Source organism: Arthrobacter sp. YA7-1 (assembly GCF_025960325.1).
Classification (GTDB): domain Bacteria; phylum Actinomycetota; class Actinomycetes; order Actinomycetales; family Micrococcaceae; genus Arthrobacter; species Arthrobacter bambusae_A.
In genome coordinates this window covers 2,306,308-2,330,349 of record NZ_CP110114.1, presented here as the reverse complement: position 1 = coordinate 2,330,349, position 24,042 = coordinate 2,306,308, and the positions used below count along the sequence as shown (strand labels likewise).

Below are 24,042 nucleotides of genomic sequence, written 5' to 3'. Positions count from 1 at the left end.
ACATGACCATCACCACGTTGGACCCACAGACAGCCCTGATCGTTGTTGACCTTCAGCGGGGCATTGTTGCCTCCCCGAATGCCCACCCGCTGGAGCCGATTGTGCAGAATTCCGCAGCCCTGGCTGATGCCTTCCGCAGCCACGGGCTGCCCGTGGTGCTGGTAAATGTCACCGGCGGCGCGCCGGGCCGGACAGATCAAGGCAGCACCGCGGGAAGGGAGTTCCCCGCCGATTTCGCCGAGCTCCTGCCTGAACTGAACCAGCAACCAAGCGATCACCTTGTGACGAAGAAGACATGGGGCGCCTTCACCAACACTGGCCTTGGCGCACTCCTGGAGGACCTCGGTGTCACCCAGGTTGTGCTGACCGGTGTTGCCACAAGCATTGGCGTGGAATCCACCGCGCGGAGCGCCCACGAAGCCGGCCTGAATGTCACCTTGGCCCTGGACGCTATGACCGATATGAACATGAACGCCCACGAGAACTCCGTCACGACGATATTCCCCCGGCTGGGCGAGACCGGAACGACCCAAGAAATCCTGGACGTGCTCAAAGCCTCCCGGTCGTGACAGCGCGGGACCCCGCCCCAGCATCGAGTCCGTCCGCTGACGTGGCCAACAAGCCGCTGACTCAGCCGCGGAACCCGGCCGGTGCTCCGGCTTCCGAACAAGGGCAACGGCACTCGAACCCGCTGGGCTGGAGGTTCACGGCACCGCTGCTGCTTGGCTCCACCCTGAACCCGATCAACAGTTCGATGATCGCCACCGCGCTGGTCGGCATCGGGGCTGACTTTCGCTCAAGTCCGGGAGCCACTGCCGGGCTCATATCCGTCTTGTATCTGTGCAGCGCGGTGGCCCAACCGACCATGGGGAAACTCTCCGTCGTCTTTGGGCCCAGGCGGGTCTTCCTCTCCGGCGTCGCTATCCTTCTGGCGGCCGGAGTTGTCGGAGTGTTTGCCCCGAATCTCGGGGTGCTGCTCATTTCACGGGCGCTCATCGGCGTCGGGACCTCAGCGTGCTACCCGACGGCGATGGCGCTCGTCCGCCGGCGGGCCGACGAGTCCGGCATCGGCGTACCGGGCCGCGTGCTGGGCAACTTTTCGATCGCGGCCCAAGTGACCGCCGTCGTCGGCCTGCCCCTGGGCGGGGTACTGGCGGGCGCGTTCGGCTGGCGGGCACTGTTCGCGGTCAACATACCGCTGGCCCTCCTGGCATTCACGTTCACTTTGCTCGGAGTGGCCAAGGACGCGCCGGTCCGCAAACAGGGCTTGGGCAGCCTGCTCACCATGCTGGACCTGCCCGGGATAGCCCTCTTCGCCGGTGCAATCGTCTCGCTGCTGGTGTTCCTCTCGGCGCTCACGACGCCGGCCTGGTGGCTTGCCGCGCTGGCCGTGGTGCTGGCGGGAGCGCTGCTGGTGCGGGAACGCCAGGCACGCAGCCCGCTGATCGACGTCCGGATGCTGGGCGCGAACCGACCGCTGCAGCGTACGTACCTGCGTTCGATCCTGGCCGCGTTGGCTACATACACATCGATGTATGGCGCCAGCCAGTGGATGGAACAAAGCATGGGGCTGCACGCCGCGACCGTGGGGCTGATTCTGATCCCGCTGAGCCTGCTGAGCATCGTCGTAGCGCGGGTCGTCTCCGGCCGTGCCTGGGTCCGTTGGCCTTTGATCCTTGCCGGTGTCGCTCTGACGCTCTCCGCAGGAGTGATGCTGCTGGTGAACCACGGCTCCAGCGTTGCGTTGCTCATCGGAATGACCTTGCTGCTGGGCCTGACCAACGGCTTCAGCAGTTTCGCCAATCAGGCGGCGTTGTACCTGCAAACGACTGCCGCGGAGATCGCGGTGGCCTCGGGATTGCTGCGGACGTCGATGTACCTGGGCGCGATCGGGTCCTCCAGCGTCATCGGCATCGCCTTCGGACCGTCGGCCACCGACGCAGGTTTCCATATTTTGGCCTGGATCCTGGTCGCCATCGGGGCATCGATGGTGCTCCTGACAGCGTTTGACCGCAGCGTTCCGGCCGTCGCCGCCGAGCATTGACACCGACGGCGGGTGGTGACCCTCCCGCTCAACCTGGCGTTGACCGCCGTATTCCTCTCCGTGGTCTTTGCCCTTCAGGCGCACCGCGACAGCGGTGTCAGCTTGCTCCCCGGCCGCCTTGGCCGCGGCCAGACCGCAATGGATGATGCACAGGTGTGCGTTGTTCCCTTTCAGCTGTTCGCCGAAACCGCGGTCCCCAGGCCAAGGGCCGTAAGGATCGCGGCGGAGCTCCGTTCGAGTGCTTTCGTCACAGATGGCTTCTTCAACCAGAGAACGGCCTGGGTGGCCACCACAGACAGGATTCCCAGGTAAAGCATCGAAATAGCGAAGTCGATCACTCCGAGGAGCATCGTCAGTCCAAGGGACGCCTCCCCGGGAGGAAGGAACTGGGGCACCACGGCGAGGAAAAACAGGCCCACCTTGGGGTTCAGCATGCACGAAACAAGACCTGCGAAGAAGCTCGAGCGCAGCGTGGGGCCCGCCCAAGTGGGGTTCTCTTCCTGGTGGGCTGGTTGCCCGCGCCGGCTGTGGATAAAGGCGCTGACCCCCAGGTAAACCAAGTAGAGGCCGCCGATGATCTTCACCATCCTGTACGCCTCGGCCGACTGCTCCAGTAGGGCCGCCAGTCCAATGCCGACAAGCCCTGCCCAGAAGATGCTGCCCAACGAGGAACCGAGACCGGCCGAGAGGCCGGCTTTGACGTTCGACAGGCTGTACCTCAGGACGAGGAACGAGTCAGGGCCTGGAGTAAGGGCCAGGATCACGCACAACCCGGTGAACGCCGCTAGTGAACTCAGAGTCATGTTCCCATTGAATCATCGCGCGGCATTTGGACCGTGTACCGCGGGCCTCACGGAACCTTCCCAGAGCCCCCAGCTACAATAGGGCCGTCCGTATTTCCCCTGGAGAGGTAGTTCCCCTTTTGGTCACTCGCCACGATGCACCCAGCCCGGAGCCGGGCCAGTCGCCCCCTGTCGCCTACCCGGGCCAGGGAAAGCTGGCTGCCCGCAGCCGGCGGTTCAGCTTTCGTCGTTCGGCCCGCTGGTTCAAAATCACCAGCGCCGCAGTGGCTGTCCTGCTGATCGCAGTCATCGCGTTTGGAGGGTATTGGGTATGGCGCCTTCAGGCCAATATCTCATCGTCCGCACTCGGCGCCGGTGGCATCAGGACGGAAGGGCCGGTTGACGACAGCAAGGACCGCCTGCAAATCCTCGTTCTGGGTACCGATACCAGGAGCGGCAAGAACGGGCAGTTCGGCACCACAGACCAGTCCTCCGGCTACGGCCAATCGGACGTCATGATGCTGCTGGACATTTCCGCGGACAACAACCATGTCAACGTGATCAGCTTCCCCCGCGACTTGTTGGTCGACGTGCCGGCTTGCACTGACAGCAAGACCGGCAAGCAATACCCCGAACGGCAAAATGCGATGATCAACAGCGCGATGGCCGAAGCCGGCATCGGCTGCGCTGTTGACACCGTCAACAAGCTCACGGGTTTGGAGGTTGACCACTTCATGATGGCCGACTTCAATGCAGTGACCGAACTGTCCAAGGCCGTCGGCGGCGTCGACGTCTGTGTGAGTACCGCAGTCAACGACCCCGACTCCGGGCTGCATTTGCCTAAGGGCACTTCGCAGGTGGAAGGTGACCAGGCACTTGCGTTCCTGCGCACGCGCCACGCATTTTCCGACGGCGGGGACCTCGGACGGATCAAGGCGCAGCAATCGTTCCTCGGTTCCCTCGTGCGGAAGCTCAAGGCTGACGGAACGCTCGGCAACCCCCAGAAGATGCTGAGCATCGCCGACACAGTCACGAAGAACCTCACCGTCGATGACGGACTCGCCTCGGTTCCGGCCCTGTTGACCATCGCGGGCAGGCTCAAGAATATTGACCCGGCCAAGGTCAACTTCATCACGGTGCCCAACGTGCCGGCCGCGTCCGATCCCAACCGGCTCGACCTTGACCAACCGGCGGCGAGCAACTTCTTCGCTGCCCTGACGAAGAGCCCCGATCTCAGCCAGCCCGCACCAAGCGCAGCGGCGTCCCCGGCTCCATCCACTGCAACGTCGAAAGCCGGTTACGACAAGGCCCTTCAACCGATCACCGTCGCCAATGGAACAGGCGTGACCGGCAGGAGCCAGGAGATCGGATCGATTCTCTCCGCCGGAGGCTTCACGAAACTGGCCAAGATCCAAGCCGATGCCAGGCCACAGACAATGGTCTACTACGGTGCGGGCTTTGCCGATGTTGCTGCGGACGTCGCCGCGATGTTCGGGTTGCCCGCGACGAGCGTGCAGCAGGTAGCGAGTGTCCAGGGAGTGCAGCTCTACGCCGGGCAGGACTTCGCCACCGGGGACAAGCCGACACTTCCGGCCCCCAAGCCCAACGATGTGGTTGCCCAGACCGCTCAAGACCAGACCTGCCAGACAACCAACCCGGTCGGATAGCCGGAAGACAGAGCGCCCTCCGCCTCGCAATGCGTGGCGGAGGGCGCTTTCTGTTTTCTTGCTACTGAGGCTGCTCGCCCGAAACGTTGACCAGCCAGGCAATGCCGAACTTATCCGTCAACATCCCGAAGATGTCGCCCCACGGCGCCTTCTCCAGTGGAACGGTGATCGTGCCGCCGTCGGCCAGTCCGTTCCAATAGCCGCGAAGTTCTGCTTCGTCGTCACCGCTGAGCGACACCGAGATGTTGTTTCCCGGACTGTAATCCATGCTGTTGGGGGTGTCTGCGGCCATGAGCTGCAGTCCGTTATCTGTTTTGAGCGCGGAGTGCATGATCTTGTCGCCCTCGGCGGGGTCTTCGCTCGCGTGGAACTCGGCGAAGGTGCTTTGGGTCAGCTCGCCCCCGAAGACCGACTGGTAGAAGGCCATGGCCTCCTTGGCGTTGTCCCGAAAGCTGATGTACGGGTTGAGGTTCGTGGTCATTACATGGCTCCTCAGTGTTCAGGGCAGCACGATCAGCTACCTTTTCGTCATGCTAACAGCGCCGGCTGCGCCCATCCACAGCCCAAAATTACCGCGCCCGACGGCGGCTGACCCGGTTCCCGTACGCTCCTTGTCCCGGAGGCGCGGAGTTCTTCAACAACGGGCCGGAGATCGGGTACGCCAAGTAAAACGCCGATGCCCGGCCGAGGTCGCTGGCGCGCCGGACAACGTGGATCAACCTCATGGTGTACCTCCGGGAATTGCGGGTCGATTCACGTGCGGTTGCCACATCTTCCGCGGTACTCAATCTTGGTTCAAGAGCCTGCCGGCATGCGGAGGGCCTTCAGTTCGAGTTCGGCTTAGCTGCGCGATAAGGTCGTTTCCATGCCTGCTGCAAAATCGACCCTGGTCCGCACTGCCCTCATCGCCGGACTGGCCGACGCCATTCTCATTCTTGTTTTCGCGGCCATCGGCCGCGACGCGCACCAACGCGCCGACGTCCTGACAGGGGTCTTTTCCACGGCCTGGCCCTTCCTTGCCGGTGCGGCGATCGGCTGGCTCGCCGCGAGGGTCTGGCGGGCACCGTTCCAGACCTGGCCGGCCGGCGTCGCCGTGTGGATTGGAACCGTGGCCGGTGGCATGCTCCTGCGTGCGGCCACCGGGCAGACCGTGGTGATCGCCTTCATTATTGTCGCCCTCATCAGCTTGGGGATCCTGCTGCTCGGCTACCGCGCTGTGATCGCCCTGGTAGTGCGGGTCCGTCGGCGGAGCCGCCAGTCCTGAGCGCCCGCCGATGTACTAGGCTTGCTACGTCCATCGCCGCACTTCGGAAAGGCCGCCCCCAGTGATCACCGCTTTTGTCCTGATCAAGACCGACGCTTCACGTATCCCGGAGACGGCCGAAGAGATCTCCGCCATCCAGGGGATCAGCGAGGTCTACTCCGTCACCGGGGAATGGGACCTTATTGCCGTGGCGCGCGTGGCGAAGCATGAGGAATTGGCGGATGTCATCGCCGACAAGCTCTCCAAGGTCCCCGCGGTGGTTCACACCACCACGCACATCGCCTTCCGCGCCTACTCGCAGCACGATCTGGACGCCGCGTTCTCGCTGGGCTTCGAGCAGTAACCGCCGGCGCCCCGACGCCTACCTTTGGGTGAGTCCAACCCACGTGTCGAGGACCCGGGCAGCTGCTCCCGAGTCGACGGACTCCGCAGCACGCAGCCAGGCCGATTTCATTCGGTCCAGGAAAGGGCCGTCGGCAGCAGTCTCGTAAGCCACCAAGCCCGCGGCGGCGTTGAGCAAGACGGCATCCCGGACCGGACCCGCCTTCCCGCCAAGCACTTCGCGCACGACGGCGGCATTCGCCGCGGCGTTGCCGCCTCGAAGATCGGCCACGGTCGCCGGAGCAATCCCGAGATCTGACGGCGAGAACCGCTGTTCGGTGACCTGCCCGTTCCGGATTTCCCACACCGTGGACGGACCTGTGGTGGTGAGTTCATCGAGGCCGTCTTCCCCGCGGAAAACCAAACCCCGGCTCCCCCGGCGTGCCAAGACGCCGGCGATCAGCGGAGCCATGGTGGCGTTGGCAACGCCCACGGCTGAAGCCTGGACATGGGCAGGGTTGGTCATCGGACCCAGGAAATTGAAGGCGGTGGGAACACCAAGTTCAGCCCGTACAACACCGGTATGCCGGAAGGACGGGTGGAATACCTGGGCGAAGCAAAAAGTGATCCCTGCCTCTTCGGCGTTGCGGGCGACGCGCTCGATCGGCAAGTCAAGCCTCACGCCCAAGGCTTCCAGGACATCGGCGGAGCCCGACGACGACGACGCGGCGCGGTTCCCGTGCTTTACGACCCGCGCTCCAGCGCCGGCCGCCACAAGGGCAGCCATCGTCGAGATGTTGACCGTGTTGAGTCGATCGCCGCCCGTGCCCACAATGTCCAGCTTTTCGCCCGGGATGCTCACGGCTTTGGCGTTGGACAGCATCGCCTCGACCAGTCCGGTGACTTCCTCCACGGTTTCGCCCTTGGCGCGCAGGGCAACCAAGAAACCGGCGATCTGGGACGGGGTTGCTTCCCCGGACATGATCGTGTTCATGGCCCATGCCGTGTTCTCGACCGTGAGGTCATGCCCGTTGATCAAGGCAGAGATGAGTCCGGGCCATGAGTTGCTTGCCTGCTGTGCAGATGCCTGTGAAGTCACCACTTGATGCTAGCGATCCACCGTGCTCCGTGACCAATGCGAAGGAGGTCGGGAACTTTTCCGCGCGAATTCGCGTGTTTGTAGAAAAAGTCTCCCCAAATGGCGGTTCGCATTGGGAAGTCCGGACTTTTACAGACATAATGTCCTTGTGACATCTGCGACCCATGCCCCCAGTACCCCGGCGCACCCGACGCTGAATCGCCCCAATTTGGTTTCCGTTGGAACCGTTGTGTGGCTTTCCAGTGAGTTGATGTTCTTCGCCGGTCTCTTCGCCATGTACTTCACGCTGCGTTCCACGTCAGGCGCGTTGTGGGCGGACGAAACCGGCAAGCTCAACTTCCCGTTTGCGCTTGTAAACACGATCGTCCTTGTGTCAAGTTCCTTCACTTGCCAGATGGGCGTCTTCGCCGCCGAGCGACTTGAACCGCGCCGTCGAGGCGGTGTGCTGCAGTTCACCCGCTGGGGCATGAACGAATGGTTCCTCCTGACGTTCATCATGGGCGCCATCTTCGTTGCCGGCCAGAGCACGGAATACGCCATGCTTGTGTCCGAGCACGTTACGCTCTCCGCCAACGCCTACGGTTCCGCTTTCTACATGACTACCGGCTTCCACGGCCTGCACGTCATCGGCGGCCTCATCGCCTTCCTGTTCATCATTGGCCGCGCATACGCCGCCAAGAAGTTCGGACACTTTGAAGCGACCTCGGCAATCGTCACCTCGTACTATTGGCACTTCGTGGATGTTGTGTGGATCGGCCTCTTCCTGGTCATCTACGTCCTGAAGTAGCCCGGCACCGACTCTTGTTCCACAAGAGGATGAATTTTAAAGAAGCGGCTCACGGAGCCGACGCAGGATCGAATAAAGGAACCACCACGTGAAGGCACTCTCGCAGAAGCGACGTCATCCACTGGCAGCAATTGCGCTGCTGTTGTTGGGACTCCTCGTCACTGGTGGGCTTTACGCCGTTGCCACAACGGTCAACCAGGCGAAGGCAGACACCACTACCTTCAGCGCCAGCGACGCCCAGGAGGGCGGCAAGCTCTTCGCCGCAAACTGCGCCACCTGCCACGGCATGGGCGCAAGCGGAACGAAGGACGCTCCGTCGCTGGTCGGCGTGGGTGCTGCTGCAGTTGACTTCCAGGTTGGCACCGGCCGTATGCCCATGCAGATGAACGGACCCCAGGCCCAAGAAAAGCCAAGGCAGTTCAACGACCAGCAGACTCAGCAGCTCGCGGCTTACGTCGCCTCGCTGGGTGCTGGTCCGGCAATTCCCGACGCATCGCTGCTCGACGAAAAGGGTGACGCCGCGAAGGGTGGCGAGCTCTTCCGCGTCAACTGCGCGATGTGCCACAACGCTGCCGCAGCCGGCGGTGCCTTGACCCGTGGAAAGTTCGCTCCGGCGTTGGCCGGGGTTTCGGGACAGCACATCTACGAAGCCATGGCCACTGGTCCGCAGAACATGCCCGTCTTCAACGACGCCAACATCTCTCCTGAGGGCAAGCGCGACATCATCACCTTCCTGAAGACGATCGAAGCCAACGGGTCGCCGGGCGGAAACGACCTCGGATCCCTGGGTCCGGTTTCCGAAGGTCTCTTCGTCTGGGTCGCAGGCCTCGGCGTCATCATCGCCTTCACCATCTGGCTGACGTCCCGCACGTCATAACCCGGACGCACTAAGAACTTCTGCTGTCCCCACAGCAGTTTGAATTGAACATTAACCCGGTTAAGGCCGGGACAACGAGAGAAGGATGAGGCGAATTATGGGCAACCATAGTGACGGCAGTCCGAACCACTCGGGCACCGTAGCTACGGCTGGTCAGAATGATGTGGAGAAGTTCCAGGATCCTGGGCTCCCTCCGCACCGTTTGCGCCTGGCTGACACGGATCCGAGAGCCGCCAAGCGAGCCGAACGACAGGTAGCCATACTCTTCGGCATATCTGTCATCGGCACGGTGATCTTCCTGGTGTCGTACTTTGCCATCGATCTGCACACCGATGGATCGATCGCAACGATCCGCAACCAAAACCTGTTGCTTGGCCTTGGCACCGCATTTGCGATGCTCGGCATCGGCACCGGTATCGTGCACTGGGCCAAGGCCCTCATGCCGGACCACGAGGTATCGGAAGAGCGCCACGCCATCCGTACCGAGGAAGACCGGCAGGCAGCCGTGCGGATCGTCGAGGACATCGTCGAGGAAACCGGCATCAAGCGTCGCCCGCTGATCCGCAACACCCTTTTGGGTGCTGTGGCCCTGGCTCCCCTCCCGGCCCTGGCCGTATTCGGTGACCTTGGACCCCGTCCGGACGACAAGCTCGCACACACCATGTGGGCACCCCAGGACGGCAAGCTCAAGCGCCTCACCCGCGACCCCGATGGAACTCCGATCAAAGCGTCCGACGTGACCATCGGTTCTGCGTTCCACGTGATCCCGGAAGGCCTCAACGAACTCCAGGAAGGCAAGCTCAACGCGAAGGCCAAAGCCGTCGTTTTGCTGATGCGCCTGAACCCGGAGGACTTGACGATTTCCAAGGGCCGCGAAACCTGGAGCTACAACGGAATCGTTGCCTACTCCAAGATCTGCACCCACGTCGGTTGCCCCGTTGCCCTTTATGAGCAGCAAACGCACCACCTGCTGTGCCCGTGCCACCAGTCAACCTTCGACCTCACCAAGGAATGCAAGGTTATCTTCGGCCCCGCCAGCCGTCCGCTCCCCCAGCTGCCCATCGCGGTGGACGCTGAGGGCTACCTCGTAGCCACGAGCGATTTCAAAGAACCTGTAGGACCGAGTTACTGGGAGCGTGACGAGCATGAGCGCCTCATCAACAGCTGAAGTCCCCTTCGTACCTAAAACCAAGGTTGGCCGGATCACGGACTTCGTTGACGAGCGTGTCGGCGGATCCGGAATCCTGCGTGAATTCGGCCGGAAGGTCTTCCCCGACCACTGGTCCTTCATGTTCGGTGAGGTGGCGCTGTATTCCTTCGTCATCCTCCTGATGTCGGGTACGTTCCTGACGTTCTTCTTCGACCCGTCGATGGCTGAGACCCACTATTCGGGTTCTTACACCCCGCTGACAAATGTCGAAATGTCCGTCGCGTACAACTCGTCGCTGAACATCTCGTTCGACGTCCGCGGTGGCTTGTTCTTCCGCCAGGTCCACCACTGGGCGGCCCTGCTGTTCGTGGCGTCCCTTGGTGTGCACATGCTGCGTGTCTTCTTCACGGGCGCTTTCCGCAAGCCCCGTGAAATGAACTGGGTGGTGGGCGGCGTCCTGCTCATCCTCGCCATGGCTGAAGGCTTCACGGGATACTCGCTCCCCGATGACCTGCTGTCCGGTAACGGCCTGCGAATCATCGACGGTGTCATCAAGTCGATCCCGGTGATCGGCACGTATATATCGTTCTTCCTCTTCGGGGGTGAATTCCCCGGTACGGCGATCATCGGCCGCCTGTACGTGCTGCATATCCTGCTGGTGCCGGCGATGATTCTCCTGATGATCGTCATCCACCTCTTCATGGTGGTTGTGCACAAGCACACGCAGTACCCTGGCCCGGGCCGCAACGACGGCAACGTCGTCGGCTACCCCCTGGGACCGGTTTATGCGGCCAAGGCAGGTGGCTTCTTCTTCATCGTGTTCGGTGTCGTCGCCCTCATGGCTGCGATGTTCACCATCAACCCGATCTGGAACTACGGGCCGTACGACCCCTCCCCCGTGTCTGCCGGTACCCAGCCTGACTGGTACATCGGCTTCGTCGACGGTGCCCTGCGACTCATGCCCGGCGTGGTCAACGACTTCCACTTCGAATACATCATCTTCGGCCATGTGCTGACGCTGAATGTGCTGTTGCCCGCATTGGTTCCGGCAGGCATCATTTTCACGGTGCTTTTCACGTACCCGTGGATTGAGCGCTGGATCACCAAGGACAACCGTGAGCACCACGTCCTGGACCGTCCTCGCAACGCGCCTACCCGCACCGCGATTGGTGTTGCAGGCTTTACCTGGTACTGCGTCATGTGGGCAGCGGCCGGCTCCGACCTCATCGCAACGCACTTCCACGTCGCACTGAACGATGTCACGTACTGGTTGCGCACGCTGTTCTTCATTGGCCCGATCATTGCGTTCATGGTGACAAAGCGCGTGGCCCTCGCACTGCAGCGCAAGGACCGTGAAATTGCCTTGCACGGCCGCGAAACGGGCCGCATCGTGCGCCTGCCGCACGGTGAGTTCATCGAGGTGCACGCCCCGCTGGACGACTACAAGCAATACAAGCTTGTGGGCTTCGAGTCGCCGTCCCCGTTGGCGGCCCAGCCGAACGAGCACGGCGTCGTCACTCCGAAGGAGAAGCGCCGCGCGGCACTGTCCAAGTGGTTCTTCGAAGACCGTGTTGCCCCGGCAACGCCGGCCGAGCTCGAAGCAGCGCACGGACACGGCCACCATGAGGCCATCGAATCCAGCGAAGAGCACAAGAGCCTTAGCCACTAGCTCCCGCAGATAGCAACGAGTGAGGGCCCCGTCCGCATGGACGGGGCCCTCACTCGTTGTGCTGCATCCGGGCGGTGTGCCCCTGGCTTCGAGCTAGTGGGTGCGGTAGCCCGTCGATTGGCTTCTCGTGGACCGGACGCCCGGCCGCTGCAACGGAACCCACAACTTGTAGCGGTCAGCACGGTAGTACGAGACGGAGTAGTCCACCATGGCACGGGCCACGAATGCGTGGCGCTGGATCTTGAGCAGCGGAGTACCGACATCCACGTTCAGTAGCCGCGCTGTGGATGGCGAAGCTGCGGTTGCTTCGATCATGTCCTCTCCCCACTCCATCACCAGTCCGTACTTTTCACTCAGTACGTTGTACAGGGACGTGGGAGGCGCCTCGTCCAAAAGACCTGGCACGCGGTGGGCAGGGATGAAGTTCTCGTCCACGCTCATGGGTTCGTTGTCCGCGAGGAGGAGCCTCCGGAAACGGACCAGCGGCGTGCCTTCCTCCAACTGGAGTTCCCTCGCCAGGAAGGCGCTGGCAGCGATTTGCTCAAAGCTCAGGACCTTGGCAGCCGGAACCATGCCACGGCGCTGCATTTCCTCGCTGTACGAGGTGAGCTTCACTTGCAGGTCCAGCTTGGGTTTGCGGACGAAAGTTCCCAGTCCAACCACCCGTTCGATGACTTCCTCGCCGACGAGGGCATCAATGGCCTGCCGTACCGTCATCCTCGCGAGTCCGAAGCGTTCAGAGAGGTCCCGTTCCGACGGCAACGCCGCGCCGGGCTTGCAGGACTCCGAGATGTAGCTACGCAGGATCTCGCGCAGTTGAACGTAGATAGGAGTGCCGCTCTTGCGGTCGATCTCCCCCGCGATACGTGCTGCTTCAGCAGGCACGGCGGACCCCGGCAAAGAAATCACTCATGAAACAAGCGTAGGCCAATCCACTCGCAGGTCTAGACCAGCCGTCCGCAACACACGGTGCGGCGGCGCTAGGCTTGTAGGGATCAAAATCGCAGTCGGCATCTGGCCGTACGAGTCAAAGGAGCCGGTTTGCCCGAGCACAAAGCCATCATCGCCGCAAAAATCGGCCTCCATGCACGGGCTGCCGCTCTGTTCGTGCGGGCCGTGACGGCCACTGGCCTGCCGGTGACGATCCGCAAGCCCGGCCAGCAAGCGGTGGATGCCCGCTCTTTGCTCGAAGTCATGACCGAAGATTTCGGATATGGCTGCGAAGTGGTCCTGGCGGTCGAGCGAGAAGCGCTGCAAGCCGGTCGCACGCTGGATGAGGTCAACGATGCCTTGGTGGCCCTTTCGGCCGTGCTGGAGGCCCTGGAGGGCTCCTGAAGGGCAATTCCCGTGATGGCATAGCTCTCAAACGGCATTCGGATACGACAAAAGACGGCGGGCCCCACCAAGTGGTGGGGCCCGCCGTCTTTGTTCACGTGTTTTTCTAGTGCGCGTGGTCTCCACGGCTGTATTCGAACACCCAACCGACCAGGGCTACGACAGCCAGGCCGGCGGCGACGAACGTGATCCAGAAGCCTACGGCCAAGCCAAGGAACCCGCCTGCACAAGACAAGCCGAGCACCAGCGGCCACCAGCTCCAGGGGCTGAAGTGTCCCTGCTCGCCGGCGCCTTCGTGGATCTCCGCGTCCGGACGGTCCTCCGGACGCATGCCGACCCGCTTACCCGTGAAACCGAGGTATGCGCCGATCATGCCTGCCAGGCCACCGACCAGGAGGATGCCGAGGGTGCCGACCCACTCATCCCAGTTGTTCAGGAAACCGTAAACCAGCGCGACCGGTACGAAGAAGAAGCTCCCCGCACCAAAAATCCAAGATTCGATTTTCATTTCGCGTCCTTCTGGTCAGCGTTGCCGAGCACCCTTGCTGCCGGCTCAGGGCTCATGGAAGTGTGGTGCTGCGCGAGTTCCGGGTGGTGGAGGTCCAAGGCAGGACGTTCGGAACGAATGCGGGGCAGCGACGTGAAGTTGTGCCGCGGCGGCGGGCAGGACGTAGCCCACTCGAGCGAGGCGCCAAAGCCCCAGGGATCGTCGACCTCGACCTTTTTGTTGCTGCGCCACGTGATGTAGACGTTCCAGAAGAACGGCAGGAGCGAGGCGCCGAGCACGAAGGACGAAATCGTGGAGAACTGGTTCATCCAGGTGAAACCATCCTGCGGAAGGTAGTCGGCGTAACGCCGGGGCATACCCTCTACGCCGAGCCAGTGCTGGATCAGGAAGGTGCCGTGGAAGCCCAGGAACAGGAGCCAGAAGTGGATCTTGCCGAGGCGCTCGTTGAGCATCTTGCCGGTCCACTTGGGCCACCAGAAGTAGAAGCCTGCGAACATTGCGAACACCACGGTGCCGAAGACCACGTAGTGGAAGTGCGCCACGACGAAGTAGGAGTCCGAGACGTGGAAGTCCAACGGCGGGGACGCCAGGATGATGCCGGTCAGGCCGCCGAAGAGGAAGGTGACCAGGAAGCCGATGCTCCAGAGCATGGGTGTCTCGAAGGTAATCGAGCCCTGCCACAGGGTGCCGATCCAGTTGAAGAACTTCACGCCGGTGGGTACCGCGATCAGCATCGTCATGAAGGAGAAGAACGGCAGCAGCACCGATCCGGTGACATACATGTGGTGCGCCCACACGGTCACCGACAAAGCGGCGATCGCGATGGTTGCGTAGACAAGGCCCTTGTAGCCGAAGATCGGCTTGCGGCTGAAGACCGGGAAGATCTCCGAGACAATGCCAAAGAACGGCAACGCGATGATGTACACCTCGGGGTGGCCGAAGAACCAGAACAGGTGCTGCCACAAGACAGCGCCGCCGTTCTCCGGATCGAAGATGTGGGCGCCGAAGCGCCGGTCAGCGCCGAGGGCGAAGAGTGCGGCCGCGAGCGGCGGGAACGCCATGAGAACCAGGATGGCCGTCACCAGGGTGTTCCAGGTGAAGATCGGCATGCGCCACATCGTCATGCCGGGAGCGCGCATGCAGATGATGGTGGTGATGAAGTTGACCGCACCCAGGATGGTTCCGAAACCGGACAACGCCAGGCCGAAGACCCAAAGGTCACCGCCGACGCCCGGGGTGAACGTGGTGTCTGACAGCGGCGCATAGGCGAACCAGCCAAAGGAGGCGGCACCTTGCGGAGTGATGAAGCCGGACACGGCGATGGTGGAGCCGAAAAGGAAGAACCAGAAGGCCAGCGCGTTCAGTCGCGGGAAGGCGACATCGGGGGCGCCGATCTGGAGCGGCATGACGACGTTCGCGAAGCCGGCGAAGAGCGGCGTCGCAAACATCAGCAGCATCACGGTGCCGTGCATGGTGAAGAGCTGGTTGTACTGCTCCTTGGTCTGCAGGATCTGCATGCCGGGCTCGAAGAGCTCCGCACGCATCAGCAGCGCCATGACGCCGCCGAGGCAGAAGAACACGAAGGACGCGATCAGGTACATGTACCCGATGGTCTTGTGGTCCGTGGAGGTGATCCAGTTGACGACGATGCGTCCCTTGGATTTCGGTACTACGGGAGCCTCTAGGACCCCGGCTGATTGAGTATAAGTAGCCACGTCGCGTCCCTTAATTCTTTGCGTTCAGGTTCGGGTTGCGGTCGTACTTCGAATCGAGAAGACCGGTGTTGCCGCTCTGGCGAAGCTGATCCATGTGTGCCTGGAACTCGGCTTCGGAAACGACCTTCACGCGGAACAACATCTCAGAATGGTATTCACCGCAAAGTTCGGCGCACTTGCCGTCATAGGTGCCCTCCTTGGTGGGGGTCAACCTGATGTAGTTGGTCTTGCCGGGAATCACGTCGCGCTTCTGCAGGAAGGCCGGAACCCAGAAAGAGTGGATGACGTCGCGGGAATTCAGCTCGAGGTCAACCGACTTGTTGACCGGCAGATACAGCGTCGGCAACTGGTTCAAGTCGATGGCGTTGCCCGTGAGGTGCGCCTGGACGCCCGCTTCGTGAACGTCATCGGTGATGACAGAGCCCTTGACGTAGTTGAAGTCCCAAGCCCATTGCTTGCCCACGACGTCGATGGTGACGTCGGCCGGCTTGGAGCGATCGTCAATCGCCTGCTGGTCCTGGTTGGTGAAGTAGAAGAACACCAACACCATGAACAGCGGAATGGTCAAATAAAAGACCTCCAGAGGGAGGTTGTAGCTAAGCTGCTTCGGGAAACCCGTGGTGCCCTTGCGGCGCCTGTAGGCGATGATGCACCAAACCAGCAGACCCCAAGTGATAATGCCGACTACGAGGGCGGCGATCCATGAGTTGACCCAGAGGTCCATGATCCGATCGGTGTTGCTGGTTGTACCACGTTCCGTGGGCAACCAGCCTTTTTCTACCTCTGGTGAACATCCGGTCAAAACCAACGCGCCGGCTAGTGCCAAGCCAGTGATCGAGGTGATCTTTATGCGTCGGCTGCCGGTTCGGTTCTGCGAACTCACAGACGGCCCTTCCTCTTGTTGCTGCAGCCCGGCAGGCGGAAGGCCCACCGGGCACACTAAAGTTTTACTACCCGATGTAGAGCTTACCGCTACCAAGCGGTTTTCGCCGACATGCTGGCCCAGTGCGTCGGGACGGGTTTAACCCGTTCCTGAACTGGGCCAACAGTCTGCGAATGCCCGGTTAGTGGAACGAATCGCCGCAGGCGCAAGACCCGCCGGCGTTGGGGTTGTCGATCGTGAAGCCCTGCTTGGAGATCGTGTCCTCGAAGTCGATGCTCGCACCGCTCAGGTACGGCACGCTCATCTTGTCGACAACCACTTCGACGCCGTCGTAGTCGCGGACGGCATCGCCGTCGAGCAGGCGCTCGTCGAAGTAAAGCTGGTAGATCAGGCCCGAGCAGCCGCCCGGCTGAACAGCGACGCGAAGCCGCAGGTCCGTGCGGCCCTCCTGTTCGAGAAGGCTCCGGACTTTACCTGCTGCGACATCGGTCAACTTGACCTCGTGCTCAGGAAGCTCGCCGCCTGCGAGCTGCGCTCCGGTGCTGTTTTCGTTGGTTGCAGTGCTCATTGGCCTACCTTCTTATGACGCTCTTGGCGGCTGCGCCTACGCGCTGCCTGCCCTTACCCAAATACGTGCGGGCTATAGCTACATGCTACGTCGAGCCGGCGCATAGCTATAACTTCTAACGTAACCGGCCGGACCCTTGGCTTGTTCCCCGGCCTGATGCGCGCGTGGGCTCAGAGGCCTTCCGAGTTCAGGCGGGCCAGCATCAGGGCCTCGGCCAGCACTGCGTTGCGGAAATCCCCGATGTGGAGAGATTCGTTGGCGCTGTGGGCCCGTGAATCCGGGTCCTCGACACCAGTCACCAGGATCTGGACATCAGGATAGGTTTCGGTCAGGTCCGCGATGAAGGGGATTGATCCGCCGATCCCCATTTCGACGGCGGGCACACCCCAGGCTTCACCGAGTGCCCACATCGCGATCCGGGCGGCAGCTGATCCTGTATCGGTGGAGAAGGCGTTGCCCCGCTCCCCCGGCACGAACGTGACCTTCGCTCCGAAAGGCGCGTTCGCCGCGAGGTGTTTTCCGACGGCGTCCATGGCGGCATCGGGATCTTGCCCGGGAGCCAAGCGCAGGCTGAACTTCGCCCTCGCAGCGGGGAGCAACGTGTTGGATGCGACGTCGACGGCGGGTGCGTCGATGCCGATGATAGACAAGGCGGGTTTGGTCCAGAGCCTCGACGCAATACTGCCGCTGCCGGCGAGCCGCACGCCGTCGAGCACTGAGGCGTCGGCACGGTACTGGTCCTCGTCCACGTCCTCCACGACGTCATCCCTGGCTACCAAGCCCTCGATCGCGACGTTGCCGTCGTCGTCGTGCAGCGTGGCGATAAGGCGGGACAGGAGGGTCGGCGCATCCAGTACGGGACCGCCGAACATGCCGGAGTGCACGGCGTGTTCGAGCACCCGTACTTCGAAGGTACCGTCCACCAGGCCGCGGAGACTGGTTGTCAGTGCCGGTACGCCGACTTTCCAGTTGCTGGAATCGGCTACGACGATGACGCTCGCTTCGAGGAGGTCGCGGTGCGTTTCGAGGAAAGTGCGGAAGGTGGGTGAACCGGCTTCTTCTTCGCCCTCGAAGAACAAGGTGACTCCAAGGCCGAAGTCGTCTCCCAACACCTGGGTTGCCGCGGCGTAGGAAGCAAGGTGGGCCATGATGCCGGCTTTGTCGTCTGCGGCGCCACGGCCATAAAGGCGGCCCTCGCGTTCCTCGGCCACGAACGGCTCGGTGTCCCACAAGGTCACGTCGCCCGGCGGTTGCACATCATGGTGCGCGTACAGCAGGATGGTGGGCTTGCCCGGCGCGGCGAGGCGGCGCGCAACAATCGCAGGGCCCCCAGCGGTCCCGTCGGCCTTGTCGCAGCGCAGGATCTGTACGTCCTGGAAGCCCGACTCGCGGACCAGCGAGGCAACAGCCTCGGCGCTTCGCTCGAGTTCGGCCGGGTCGAAGCTGGGCCATGCGATCCCCGGAATAGCGACCAGGGCTTTCAAACGAGCCATGGTCTCGCCGAAGGAAGCATCGATCGAGGACTTGAGCGCATCAACATTGATCGTGCCGGAGCCGCCGGAAAGGGTCTGCGGGATCTCCGCATTCATTGAAGTCATGGCGAAAACACTACCGCCGCGAGTGGTGCTGGGGAACCGGGCCGGGCGGCGTGGCGGCCCCATTCGCCGGGCGGCGCGCCACGGCGACTTTCGCGCGGTTCCTGCGGGGTATTCTGTAGTGGTGTTTGGACGTAAAAAGGATGAGCCGAGCGCTCAAGACTCAATAGACCAGCTTGCCGCCGATCCCGCCGTGAGAGGCGCTGGCAAGGGCGCTCCCACGCCCAAGCGCAAGGAACAGGAAGCAGCCCGCAAGCGTCCCCTCGTACCGACGGACCGCAAGGCCTCGAAAGAAGCCGAGCGTATCGCCGTGCAGGACCAGCGCCAGAAAATGCGCCAGGCCCTCGACACGGGGGACGAGAAGTACCTGCCGCTGCGGGACAAAGGACCCCAGAAGCGTTTCGCGCGCGATTATGTCGATGCCCGTTTCAGCCTCGGTGAGTACTTGATGTTCGGTGCCCTGCTTTTCGTCGTGATCTCCTTCGTCATTCCTTCGGGAAGCGACGCCCTCAGCTACATCCTGATCGGCTTCTGGGTCATGTTCCTCGCTGTCTTCGCGGATGTGTTCGTCCTTTCCCGCAAGTTGCGCAAGGGCTTGACGCAGAAGTTCGGCGACATCGAGCGTGGCACCGTCTGGTACGGCAGCATGCGTTCCCTGCAGTTCCGTCGCTTGCGCCTGCCCAAGCCGCAGGTGCAGCGGGGCCAGTACCCCGCGTAAAGCCATCCGTCGCCACGGACCCGAGTCCATGAACCAGAAAGACCCTGGAACAACTGTTCCAGGGTCTTTCTGGTTTGTCCGCGCCTGGCGGCGACGCTTAACTGCGACGTTTGGCCAAGGCCCTGTTGATCCCGGCGGCCCAGAACGGACCTTCGTAGAGGAACGCCGTGTAACCCTGCACGAGGGTTGCGCCGGCGTCGAGCCGTTCCTGGACGTCGGCCGCGGACTGCACTCCGCCGACCGCGATGAGCACGAGGCCCTCCCCCACCGCGGCCTTCAGGCGGCGCAACACCTCGAGCGAACGCCCCTTGAGCGGGGCGCCCGAGAGTCCGCCGGCGCCGCACGCCTCGACTTTGACCGGATCGGACACCAGGCCTTCCCGGCCGATGGTGGTGTTTGTGGCGATGATCCCGTCGAGCTTGAGGTCCAAGGCGAGGCGGGCGACGTCGTCGATGTCTTCGTCACTCAGATCCGGTGCGATCTTGACGAGCAACGGCACATGGCGCCCCGCGGATTCGTCTGCCGCATCTCCGACGGCGCGCAGGAGCGGACGAAGCGTTTCGACGTTCTGGAGCAGGCGCAATCCCGGCGTATTGGGTGAACTGACATTGACTACCAAGTAGTCGGCGGCGGGTGCCAGGCTGCGGGCGCTGACCAAATAGTCCTCAACGGCGTCGTCGAGCTCTACAACCTTGGTCTTGCCGATGTTGACTCCGATCACGGGACGGACCCCTGAATGGGTCCGCTGCAATGCCGCCCGCGCGGCCTTGAGCCGCGGGGCCACGGCTGCCGCGCCGTCGTTGTTGAAGCCCATGCGGTTGATCACGGCTTTGTCCTCGATCAAGCGGAAGAGCCGTGGCTTCTCATTGCCGGGCTGTGCCTGGCCCGTGATAGTACCTACTTCCACGTGGCCGAAGCCCAGCTCGGCGAGGGCCTCGATGCCATGGCCCTCTTTGTCGAAGCCGGCCGCAAGGCCAAAGGGTGAGGGGAAGGTCAGCCCCAAAGCCTCGGTGCGCAAGGAGGGGTGGGGAGCCGTCATTTTGGCGAGGACGCGTCCTGCTCCTGAACGGTGTGCGAAGCGGATCGCCTGGAAGCCGATCTTGTGGGCCTTTTCGGCGTCCATCCAGGAGAAGGCCAACTTGAAGAATGTGGGGTAAACGCGCATGGTCCTAGTTTTCCGGTTTAGGGGTCCCGCACCAAACCAGGGCGGTTACCGGACGGTAGCATGTACGAATGCCGAGCAATCCACGTGATGGAGTTCACTCCGAGGCTATCATCAGAGCCGATGTCATCGTTATCGGTGCGGGATTGTCGGGGCTGGTCGCCGCGGCCCACGCCTACGCCGCCGGCAAACGCGTTGCGGTCTTGGACCAGGAGCCGCCGGCCTCCGTGGGCGGCCAGGCACATTGGTCTTTCGGCGGCCTGTTCCTGGTCAATTCTCCCGAGCAGCGGAGGCTGGGTGTCAAGGACAGTGCCGAACTCGCCTTGAGGGATTGGCTGGCGTCGGCTGCCTTTGACCGGCCGGAGGAGTCGTGGGCCCGGTTGTGGGCGGAGGCCTATGTGGATTTCGCCGCCGGCGAGAAGCGCCGGTGGCTGCGCTCCCTTGGCGTGCGGATCTTTCCGCTCGTGCAGTGGGCCGAACGGGGCGGTTATGGTCCCCAAGGCCACGGCAACACGGTCCCGCGGTTCCACGTCACGTGGGGCACCGGACCCGGCGTCGTGCAGCCCTTCCTGGCAAAAGTGAACGAAGGCGAGGCCCGCGGAAGGGTGTCCTTCCACTTCCGGCATCGCGCCACGGAAATAACGACGACGGCGGACCGCGCCACAGGGGTCAGCGGCGAGATTCTTGAGCCGTCCGGAGCCGGACGCGGCGAAGCATCGCCAAGGACCGTCGTCGGGCGGTTTGAGGCGACCGCCGGCGCGATCATCGTGACCACCGGCGGGATCGGCGGGAACCATGCCATGGTGCGCAGGCAATGGCCGGACGGGAGCACCCCGGAACACATGCTCAGCGGTGTACCCGCGTCGGTCGACGGCGAGTTCCTCGCTGCCGCTGCAGCCGCCGGCGGGCGGCTCATCAATGGAGACCGCATGTGGCACTACCCCGAAGGCATCCACAACCACTCCCCCGTGTGGCCTTCGCACGGCATCCGCATCCTGCCCGGTCCGTCGGCGCTGTGGATTGACGCGACGGGCAGGCAGTTGCCCGCCCCGCTGTTTCCGGGCTTCGATTCGCTGGGAGCCCTCCGGCATATCCTGGCGGGCGGGCACGGACATTCGTGGTTCGTGTGCAACCGCACCATCGCGCTGAAGGAGTTCGCCCTGTCCGGCTCGGAACAGAACCCGGACCTGACTGGCAAGGACATCAGGCTCCTTGTTTCCAGGCTCAAACCCGGCAGCGACTCTCCATTGCGCCTCTTCCTGGACCGTGGCGTGGATTTCCTGCAAGCTCCAACGGCCGCCGAGCTCGCCGCGAAAATGAACGCGCTGACAGGTTCAGCGCTCATAGATCCCGCCCGGCTCGATTCCCTCATCCACGATCGGGATTTGCAAGTGGCGAGTGGGCTGGGCAAGGATCCACAACTTGCCGCGATCCGGGCGGCCCGGCGTTTCGCCACCGACAAGATCATGCGTGTTGCCCCTCCGCACCGGCTCAGCGACCCGAAACACGGTCCCCTCCTGGCCGTCCGGCTCTCCGTTTTGACGCGCAAGAGCCTCGGCGGACTTCAAACGGACCTTCGCTCGCGCGTGCTCGACGATTCCGGCGTTCCGGTCCCCGGCTTGTACGCGGCTGGTGAGGCTGCCGGTTTCGGTGGAGGAGGAATCCATGGCTACCGGGCGTTGGAAGGAACGTTCCTCGGCGGGTGCCTGTTCTCCGGTCGCGCAGCCGGGCGCGATGCCGCGGCGAGTGTCTAAGCTGTTCCCATGGAGTGGCAGACCGACATCCTCGGTGCGGACTTCGAAAGTTGCGCATTCGAGGCGGCTGGACCTGACGGAGTGGTCCGGCGCGCAACGCTGGTCCGCCATGTTCCGCGCCAAGGTGCCGGCAACCCCTGTGATTCTCCCCCTCCGGCCGACCGCTCGGTCCTGTTCCTGCACGGGTGGAGCGACTACTTTTTCAACGTCGCCCTCGCGGAGTTCTGGACGGCACAAGGCTTCCGTTTCTACGCGTTGGACATGCACAACCATGGCCGCAGCCTGCAAGCGGACAGTCCTGGCGGTTACGTAGAGCACCTGAACGACTACGACGCCGAAATCAGCAAGGCCATCGACATGATCCGTTCCGCCGGTCAGCATGGCCAGGAGCCCGGTTCTTTGACGCTCATGGGACATTCCACCGGGGGTCTCGTCGCCGCTCTGTGGGCCAGCAGCCACCCTGGCTCTGTTCAGTACCTCGTACTCAACAGCCCGTGGCTTGAAATGCATGGAAGTTCCGTGGTCCGCCGCGCCGCGCAGACCATGGTGAAGCCGCTCGCGCGATTCCGACCCACGACGATCCTGCGCCTGCCCGAACGCGGCTTCTATTTCCGAAGCATCAGCAGCTCGGCCGAAGGCGAATGGCTCCTGGACGAAAAGTACCGTCCGCCCTTGGCCTTCCCCATGCGGGCCGGTTGGCTCAGTGCGGTCCTCAGCGGCCACACGAGGGTGGCCCGCGGGCTGAGGATAGACATCCCGATCCTGGTCCTGATTTCCGGAGCCAGCGCCAACGGCATGGTCTGGCAGGAGTCCATGCGGCACTCGGACGCCGTGCTGGACGTCAACACCATGGCCGTCCGGGCGATGACCCTGGGCCGTACGGTCACCCTGGAGCGGGTGGATGGCGGCCTCCACGACGTCTTCTTGTCGGCCGGTCCGGTACGCGCGGATGCCTATGACAGGCTTGCCCGCTGGATTCACGGGTACATCACCAGCGGGCCGCGGACGGAACCTCCGGCAGGCCGCGAACTGGGACAATCGGGGGAAACGCCATGACCACGGAACTGGGGTTGCCAGTCTGGCAACAGGACTTTCTGGGGGGCGGGTTCGAGGCCTTGGAACTCGAACTCCCGCCGGACGAAGAGGGACCCGCCTGCGCCACCCTCGTCCGGCACGTCCGTCCCGTGGCGGCACCGTCGGTGCCGCACGGGCTCCTGGATGCCTTGACGGCATTCACCCGACGCCGACGCCGGAGCGTCGTTCCTGTCAGCCAGGGGCCGCCGAGGGTGGTGCTGTACCTCCACGGCTGGGCCGACTACTTCATGCAGACCGAACTGGCTGAGTTCCTGGGCGCCTCGGGCTTCCATTTCTATGCCCTTGACTTGCGGAAGTTCGGACGAAGCCTGCGGCCGGGCCAGACCCCCGGCTACACGACTGACCTTTCTGTCTATGACGAAGACCTTGATGCCGCCCTCCGCGCGATCCGGCAGGATGTTGCCGAGCTGACGGGCAGCGTGGAGGAACCTACAATCCACCTCCTGGCCCATTCGCTGGGCGGCCTGATCGCGGCGCTGTGGGCGGACCGGAATCCCGGCCGCATTGCCACGCTGACATTGAATTCGCCGTGGTTGGAGCTCCAAGGCAGCAGCCTGATCCGCAGCATCGCGATGCACGTCGTGGAGCCGTTTGCCCGTACCGACCCCAAGCGTCCCTTCCGGTTCCCGGAGATGCCCGCCTACTGGGAAAGCGTGAGCAACCTGGCCCACGGCGAATGGACCCTTGACCCGGAATGGCGGCCGCGCGCTTCCTTCCCGATCCGCGCAGGGTGGACCAAGGCAGTCCTCGCGGGCCACGCCGCCGTCGAACGCAAACTCAATATCGACGCTCCGGTGCTCGTGCTGCTTTCCGGCCGGACCCGGATCCAGGCTGAGTGGACCGCGGAGCTTATGCGCGTCGACGCCGTGATCGACGTCGAGCAGACGGCCCGCCGGGCGCTGGGCCTCGGGCGCCGGACTGCGGTGTTCCGCTATCCGGGTGCGCTCCACGATGTGTTCCTGTCACGGCGCACCGTCCGGCAGCAGGCCTACAGGGACGTTGCCATCTGGTTGGCTTCGTACCCGGACTGAGCGGTTGGCACGCTTGTG

General features: G+C 63.2%; 24 protein-coding genes. 14 read left to right on the top strand and 10 right to left on the bottom strand.

All coding sequences use genetic code 11. From position 1 onward, the window contains the following. The first annotated feature begins 2 nt into the window (after positions 1-2). Both OIT41_RS10945 and OIT41_RS10940 read left to right on the top strand, forming a co-directional pair. Positions 3-569 carry an isochorismatase family cysteine hydrolase gene (locus OIT41_RS10945; RefSeq protein WP_264636459.1) on the top strand — a complete coding sequence of 189 codons (567 nt, stop codon included), beginning with the start codon at positions 3-5 and terminating at the stop codon, positions 567-569. After that, on the top strand, positions 566-2,044 hold the full coding sequence (locus OIT41_RS10940) for an MFS transporter (protein WP_241710212.1): 1,479 nt from the start codon (positions 566-568) through the stop codon (positions 2,042-2,044). The genes OIT41_RS10945 and OIT41_RS10940 overlap by 4 nt, the downstream gene beginning before the upstream one ends. A 170-nt stretch (positions 2,045-2,214) precedes the next feature. Here OIT41_RS10940 and OIT41_RS10935 read toward each other — a convergent pair whose 3' ends face one another. Beyond that, a complete protein-coding gene (locus OIT41_RS10935) occupies positions 2,215-2,847 on the bottom strand; it encodes a LysE family translocator (protein WP_241710213.1) in 633 nt (210 codons plus the stop codon). A gap of 119 nt (positions 2,848-2,966) precedes the next feature. Between OIT41_RS10935 and OIT41_RS10930 the strand changes: the two genes are divergently transcribed. After that, a complete protein-coding gene (locus OIT41_RS10930) occupies positions 2,967-4,493 on the top strand; it encodes an LCP family protein (RefSeq protein WP_264636458.1) in 1,527 nt (508 codons plus the stop codon). Between the two features lie 61 nt (positions 4,494-4,554). On the opposite strand, the gene OIT41_RS10925 is transcribed toward OIT41_RS10930, so the two are convergent. Beyond that, on the bottom strand, positions 4,555-4,974 hold the full coding sequence (locus tag OIT41_RS10925; protein ID WP_078108931.1) for a VOC family protein: 420 nt from the start codon (positions 4,972-4,974) through the stop codon (positions 4,555-4,557). 384 nt (positions 4,975-5,358) lie between these two features. Between OIT41_RS10925 and OIT41_RS10920 the strand changes: the two genes are divergently transcribed. Together OIT41_RS10920 and OIT41_RS10915 are read left to right on the top strand one after the other, a co-directional pair. After that, complete coding sequence (locus OIT41_RS10920) at positions 5,359-5,757, top strand: DUF3054 domain-containing protein (protein WP_241710215.1); 399 nt, start codon at positions 5,359-5,361, stop codon at positions 5,755-5,757. A 61-nt stretch (positions 5,758-5,818) separates the two neighbouring features. After that, positions 5,819-6,100, top strand: coding sequence for an Lrp/AsnC family transcriptional regulator (locus OIT41_RS10915; RefSeq protein WP_078108932.1), 282 nt, complete (start codon positions 5,819-5,821; stop codon positions 6,098-6,100). 18 nt (positions 6,101-6,118) lie between these two features. Here OIT41_RS10915 and trpD read toward each other — a convergent pair whose 3' ends face one another. Then, entirely contained in the window at positions 6,119-7,177 is a 1,059-nt protein-coding gene (trpD, locus tag OIT41_RS10910) for an anthranilate phosphoribosyltransferase (RefSeq protein ID WP_241710216.1), read from the bottom strand. Between the two features lie 112 nt (positions 7,178-7,289). Between trpD and OIT41_RS10905 the strand changes: the two genes are divergently transcribed. The 4 genes from OIT41_RS10905 to OIT41_RS10890 all read left to right on the top strand — a co-directional run bounded on the left by OIT41_RS10905 (position 7,290) and on the right by OIT41_RS10890 (position 11,660). After that, positions 7,290-7,964, top strand: coding sequence for a heme-copper oxidase subunit III (locus OIT41_RS10905; RefSeq protein WP_242598936.1), 675 nt, complete (start codon positions 7,290-7,292; stop codon positions 7,962-7,964). An 88-nt stretch (positions 7,965-8,052) separates the two neighbouring features. Beyond that, positions 8,053-8,841, top strand: coding sequence for a c-type cytochrome (locus OIT41_RS10900; RefSeq protein ID WP_078108934.1), 789 nt, complete (start codon positions 8,053-8,055; stop codon positions 8,839-8,841). A 97-nt stretch (positions 8,842-8,938) separates the two neighbouring features. Continuing rightward, positions 8,939-10,009, top strand: coding sequence for a ubiquinol-cytochrome c reductase iron-sulfur subunit (locus OIT41_RS10895; protein ID WP_241710217.1), 1,071 nt, complete (start codon positions 8,939-8,941; stop codon positions 10,007-10,009). Then, the gene (locus OIT41_RS10890) at positions 9,987-11,660 is read left to right on the top strand and encodes a cytochrome b (protein ID WP_078108936.1); all 1,674 of its coding nucleotides are present in this window, start codon (positions 9,987-9,989) and stop codon (positions 11,658-11,660) included. The genes OIT41_RS10895 and OIT41_RS10890 overlap by 23 nt, the downstream gene beginning before the upstream one ends. 93 nt (positions 11,661-11,753) lie before the next feature. On the opposite strand, the gene OIT41_RS10885 is transcribed toward OIT41_RS10890, so the two are convergent. Beyond that, complete coding sequence (locus tag OIT41_RS10885) at positions 11,754-12,545, bottom strand: GntR family transcriptional regulator (protein WP_078108937.1); 792 nt, start codon at positions 12,543-12,545, stop codon at positions 11,754-11,756. Between the two features lie 156 nt (positions 12,546-12,701). Between OIT41_RS10885 and OIT41_RS10880 the strand changes: the two genes are divergently transcribed. Further along, positions 12,702-12,995, top strand: a complete 294-nt coding sequence (locus OIT41_RS10880) for an HPr family phosphocarrier protein (RefSeq protein WP_241710218.1) — start codon at positions 12,702-12,704, stop codon at positions 12,993-12,995. Positions 12,996-13,101: 106 nt separating this feature from the next. Here OIT41_RS10880 and OIT41_RS10875 read toward each other — a convergent pair whose 3' ends face one another. From OIT41_RS10875 to OIT41_RS10855, 5 genes are all read right to left on the bottom strand, one after another. Then, on the bottom strand, positions 13,102-13,503 hold the full coding sequence (locus OIT41_RS10875) for a cytochrome c oxidase subunit 4 (protein ID WP_078105136.1): 402 nt from the start codon (positions 13,501-13,503) through the stop codon (positions 13,102-13,104). After that, positions 13,500-15,218 (bottom strand): cytochrome c oxidase subunit I, encoded by a 1,719-nt coding sequence (gene ctaD, locus OIT41_RS10870; protein WP_241710219.1) that lies wholly within the window; start codon positions 15,216-15,218, stop codon positions 13,500-13,502. Before ctaD ends, OIT41_RS10875 begins: the two co-directional genes overlap by 4 nt. Before the next feature lie 10 nt (positions 15,219-15,228). Then, positions 15,229-16,101: a cytochrome c oxidase subunit II gene (gene coxB / locus OIT41_RS10865; protein WP_078105134.1), complete on the bottom strand. Its 873-nt coding sequence runs from the start codon at positions 16,099-16,101 to the stop codon at positions 15,229-15,231. A 181-nt stretch (positions 16,102-16,282) separates the two neighbouring features. Next, positions 16,283-16,669: a HesB/IscA family protein gene (locus tag OIT41_RS10860; protein ID WP_059390004.1), complete on the bottom strand. Its 387-nt coding sequence runs from the start codon at positions 16,667-16,669 to the stop codon at positions 16,283-16,285. A 170-nt stretch (positions 16,670-16,839) separates the two neighbouring features. Then, a complete protein-coding gene (locus OIT41_RS10855; RefSeq protein WP_241710220.1) occupies positions 16,840-18,267 on the bottom strand; it encodes a dipeptidase in 1,428 nt (475 codons plus the stop codon). Between the two features lie 121 nt (positions 18,268-18,388). Here OIT41_RS10855 and OIT41_RS10850 point away from each other — a divergent pair, with 121 nt between their 5' ends. Continuing rightward, the gene (locus tag OIT41_RS10850; RefSeq protein WP_078105139.1) at positions 18,389-18,982 is read left to right on the top strand and encodes a DUF3043 domain-containing protein; all 594 of its coding nucleotides are present in this window, start codon (positions 18,389-18,391) and stop codon (positions 18,980-18,982) included. A 97-nt stretch (positions 18,983-19,079) separates the two neighbouring features. Here OIT41_RS10850 and OIT41_RS10845 read toward each other — a convergent pair whose 3' ends face one another. Next, on the bottom strand, positions 19,080-20,147 hold the full coding sequence (locus OIT41_RS10845; protein WP_241710221.1) for a quinone-dependent dihydroorotate dehydrogenase: 1,068 nt from the start codon (positions 20,145-20,147) through the stop codon (positions 19,080-19,082). Between the two features lie 68 nt (positions 20,148-20,215). On the opposite strand from OIT41_RS10845, the gene OIT41_RS10840 reads away from it, so the two are divergent. Genes OIT41_RS10840 through OIT41_RS10830 form a run of 3 tightly spaced genes read left to right on the top strand, consistent with a single transcriptional unit; the run spans position 20,216 to position 24,024 of the window. Further along, positions 20,216-21,898: an FAD-binding dehydrogenase gene (locus OIT41_RS10840; protein WP_241710222.1), complete on the top strand. Its 1,683-nt coding sequence runs from the start codon at positions 20,216-20,218 to the stop codon at positions 21,896-21,898. Positions 21,899-21,907: 9 nt separating this feature from the next. Next, positions 21,908-22,954, top strand: coding sequence for an alpha/beta hydrolase (locus OIT41_RS10835; protein ID WP_241710223.1), 1,047 nt, complete (start codon positions 21,908-21,910; stop codon positions 22,952-22,954). Next, positions 22,951-24,024 carry an alpha/beta hydrolase gene (locus OIT41_RS10830; protein ID WP_241710224.1) on the top strand — a complete coding sequence of 358 codons (1,074 nt, stop codon included), beginning with the start codon at positions 22,951-22,953 and terminating at the stop codon, positions 24,022-24,024. The genes OIT41_RS10835 and OIT41_RS10830 overlap by 4 nt, the downstream gene beginning before the upstream one ends. Positions 24,025-24,042 lie beyond the last annotated feature (18 nt).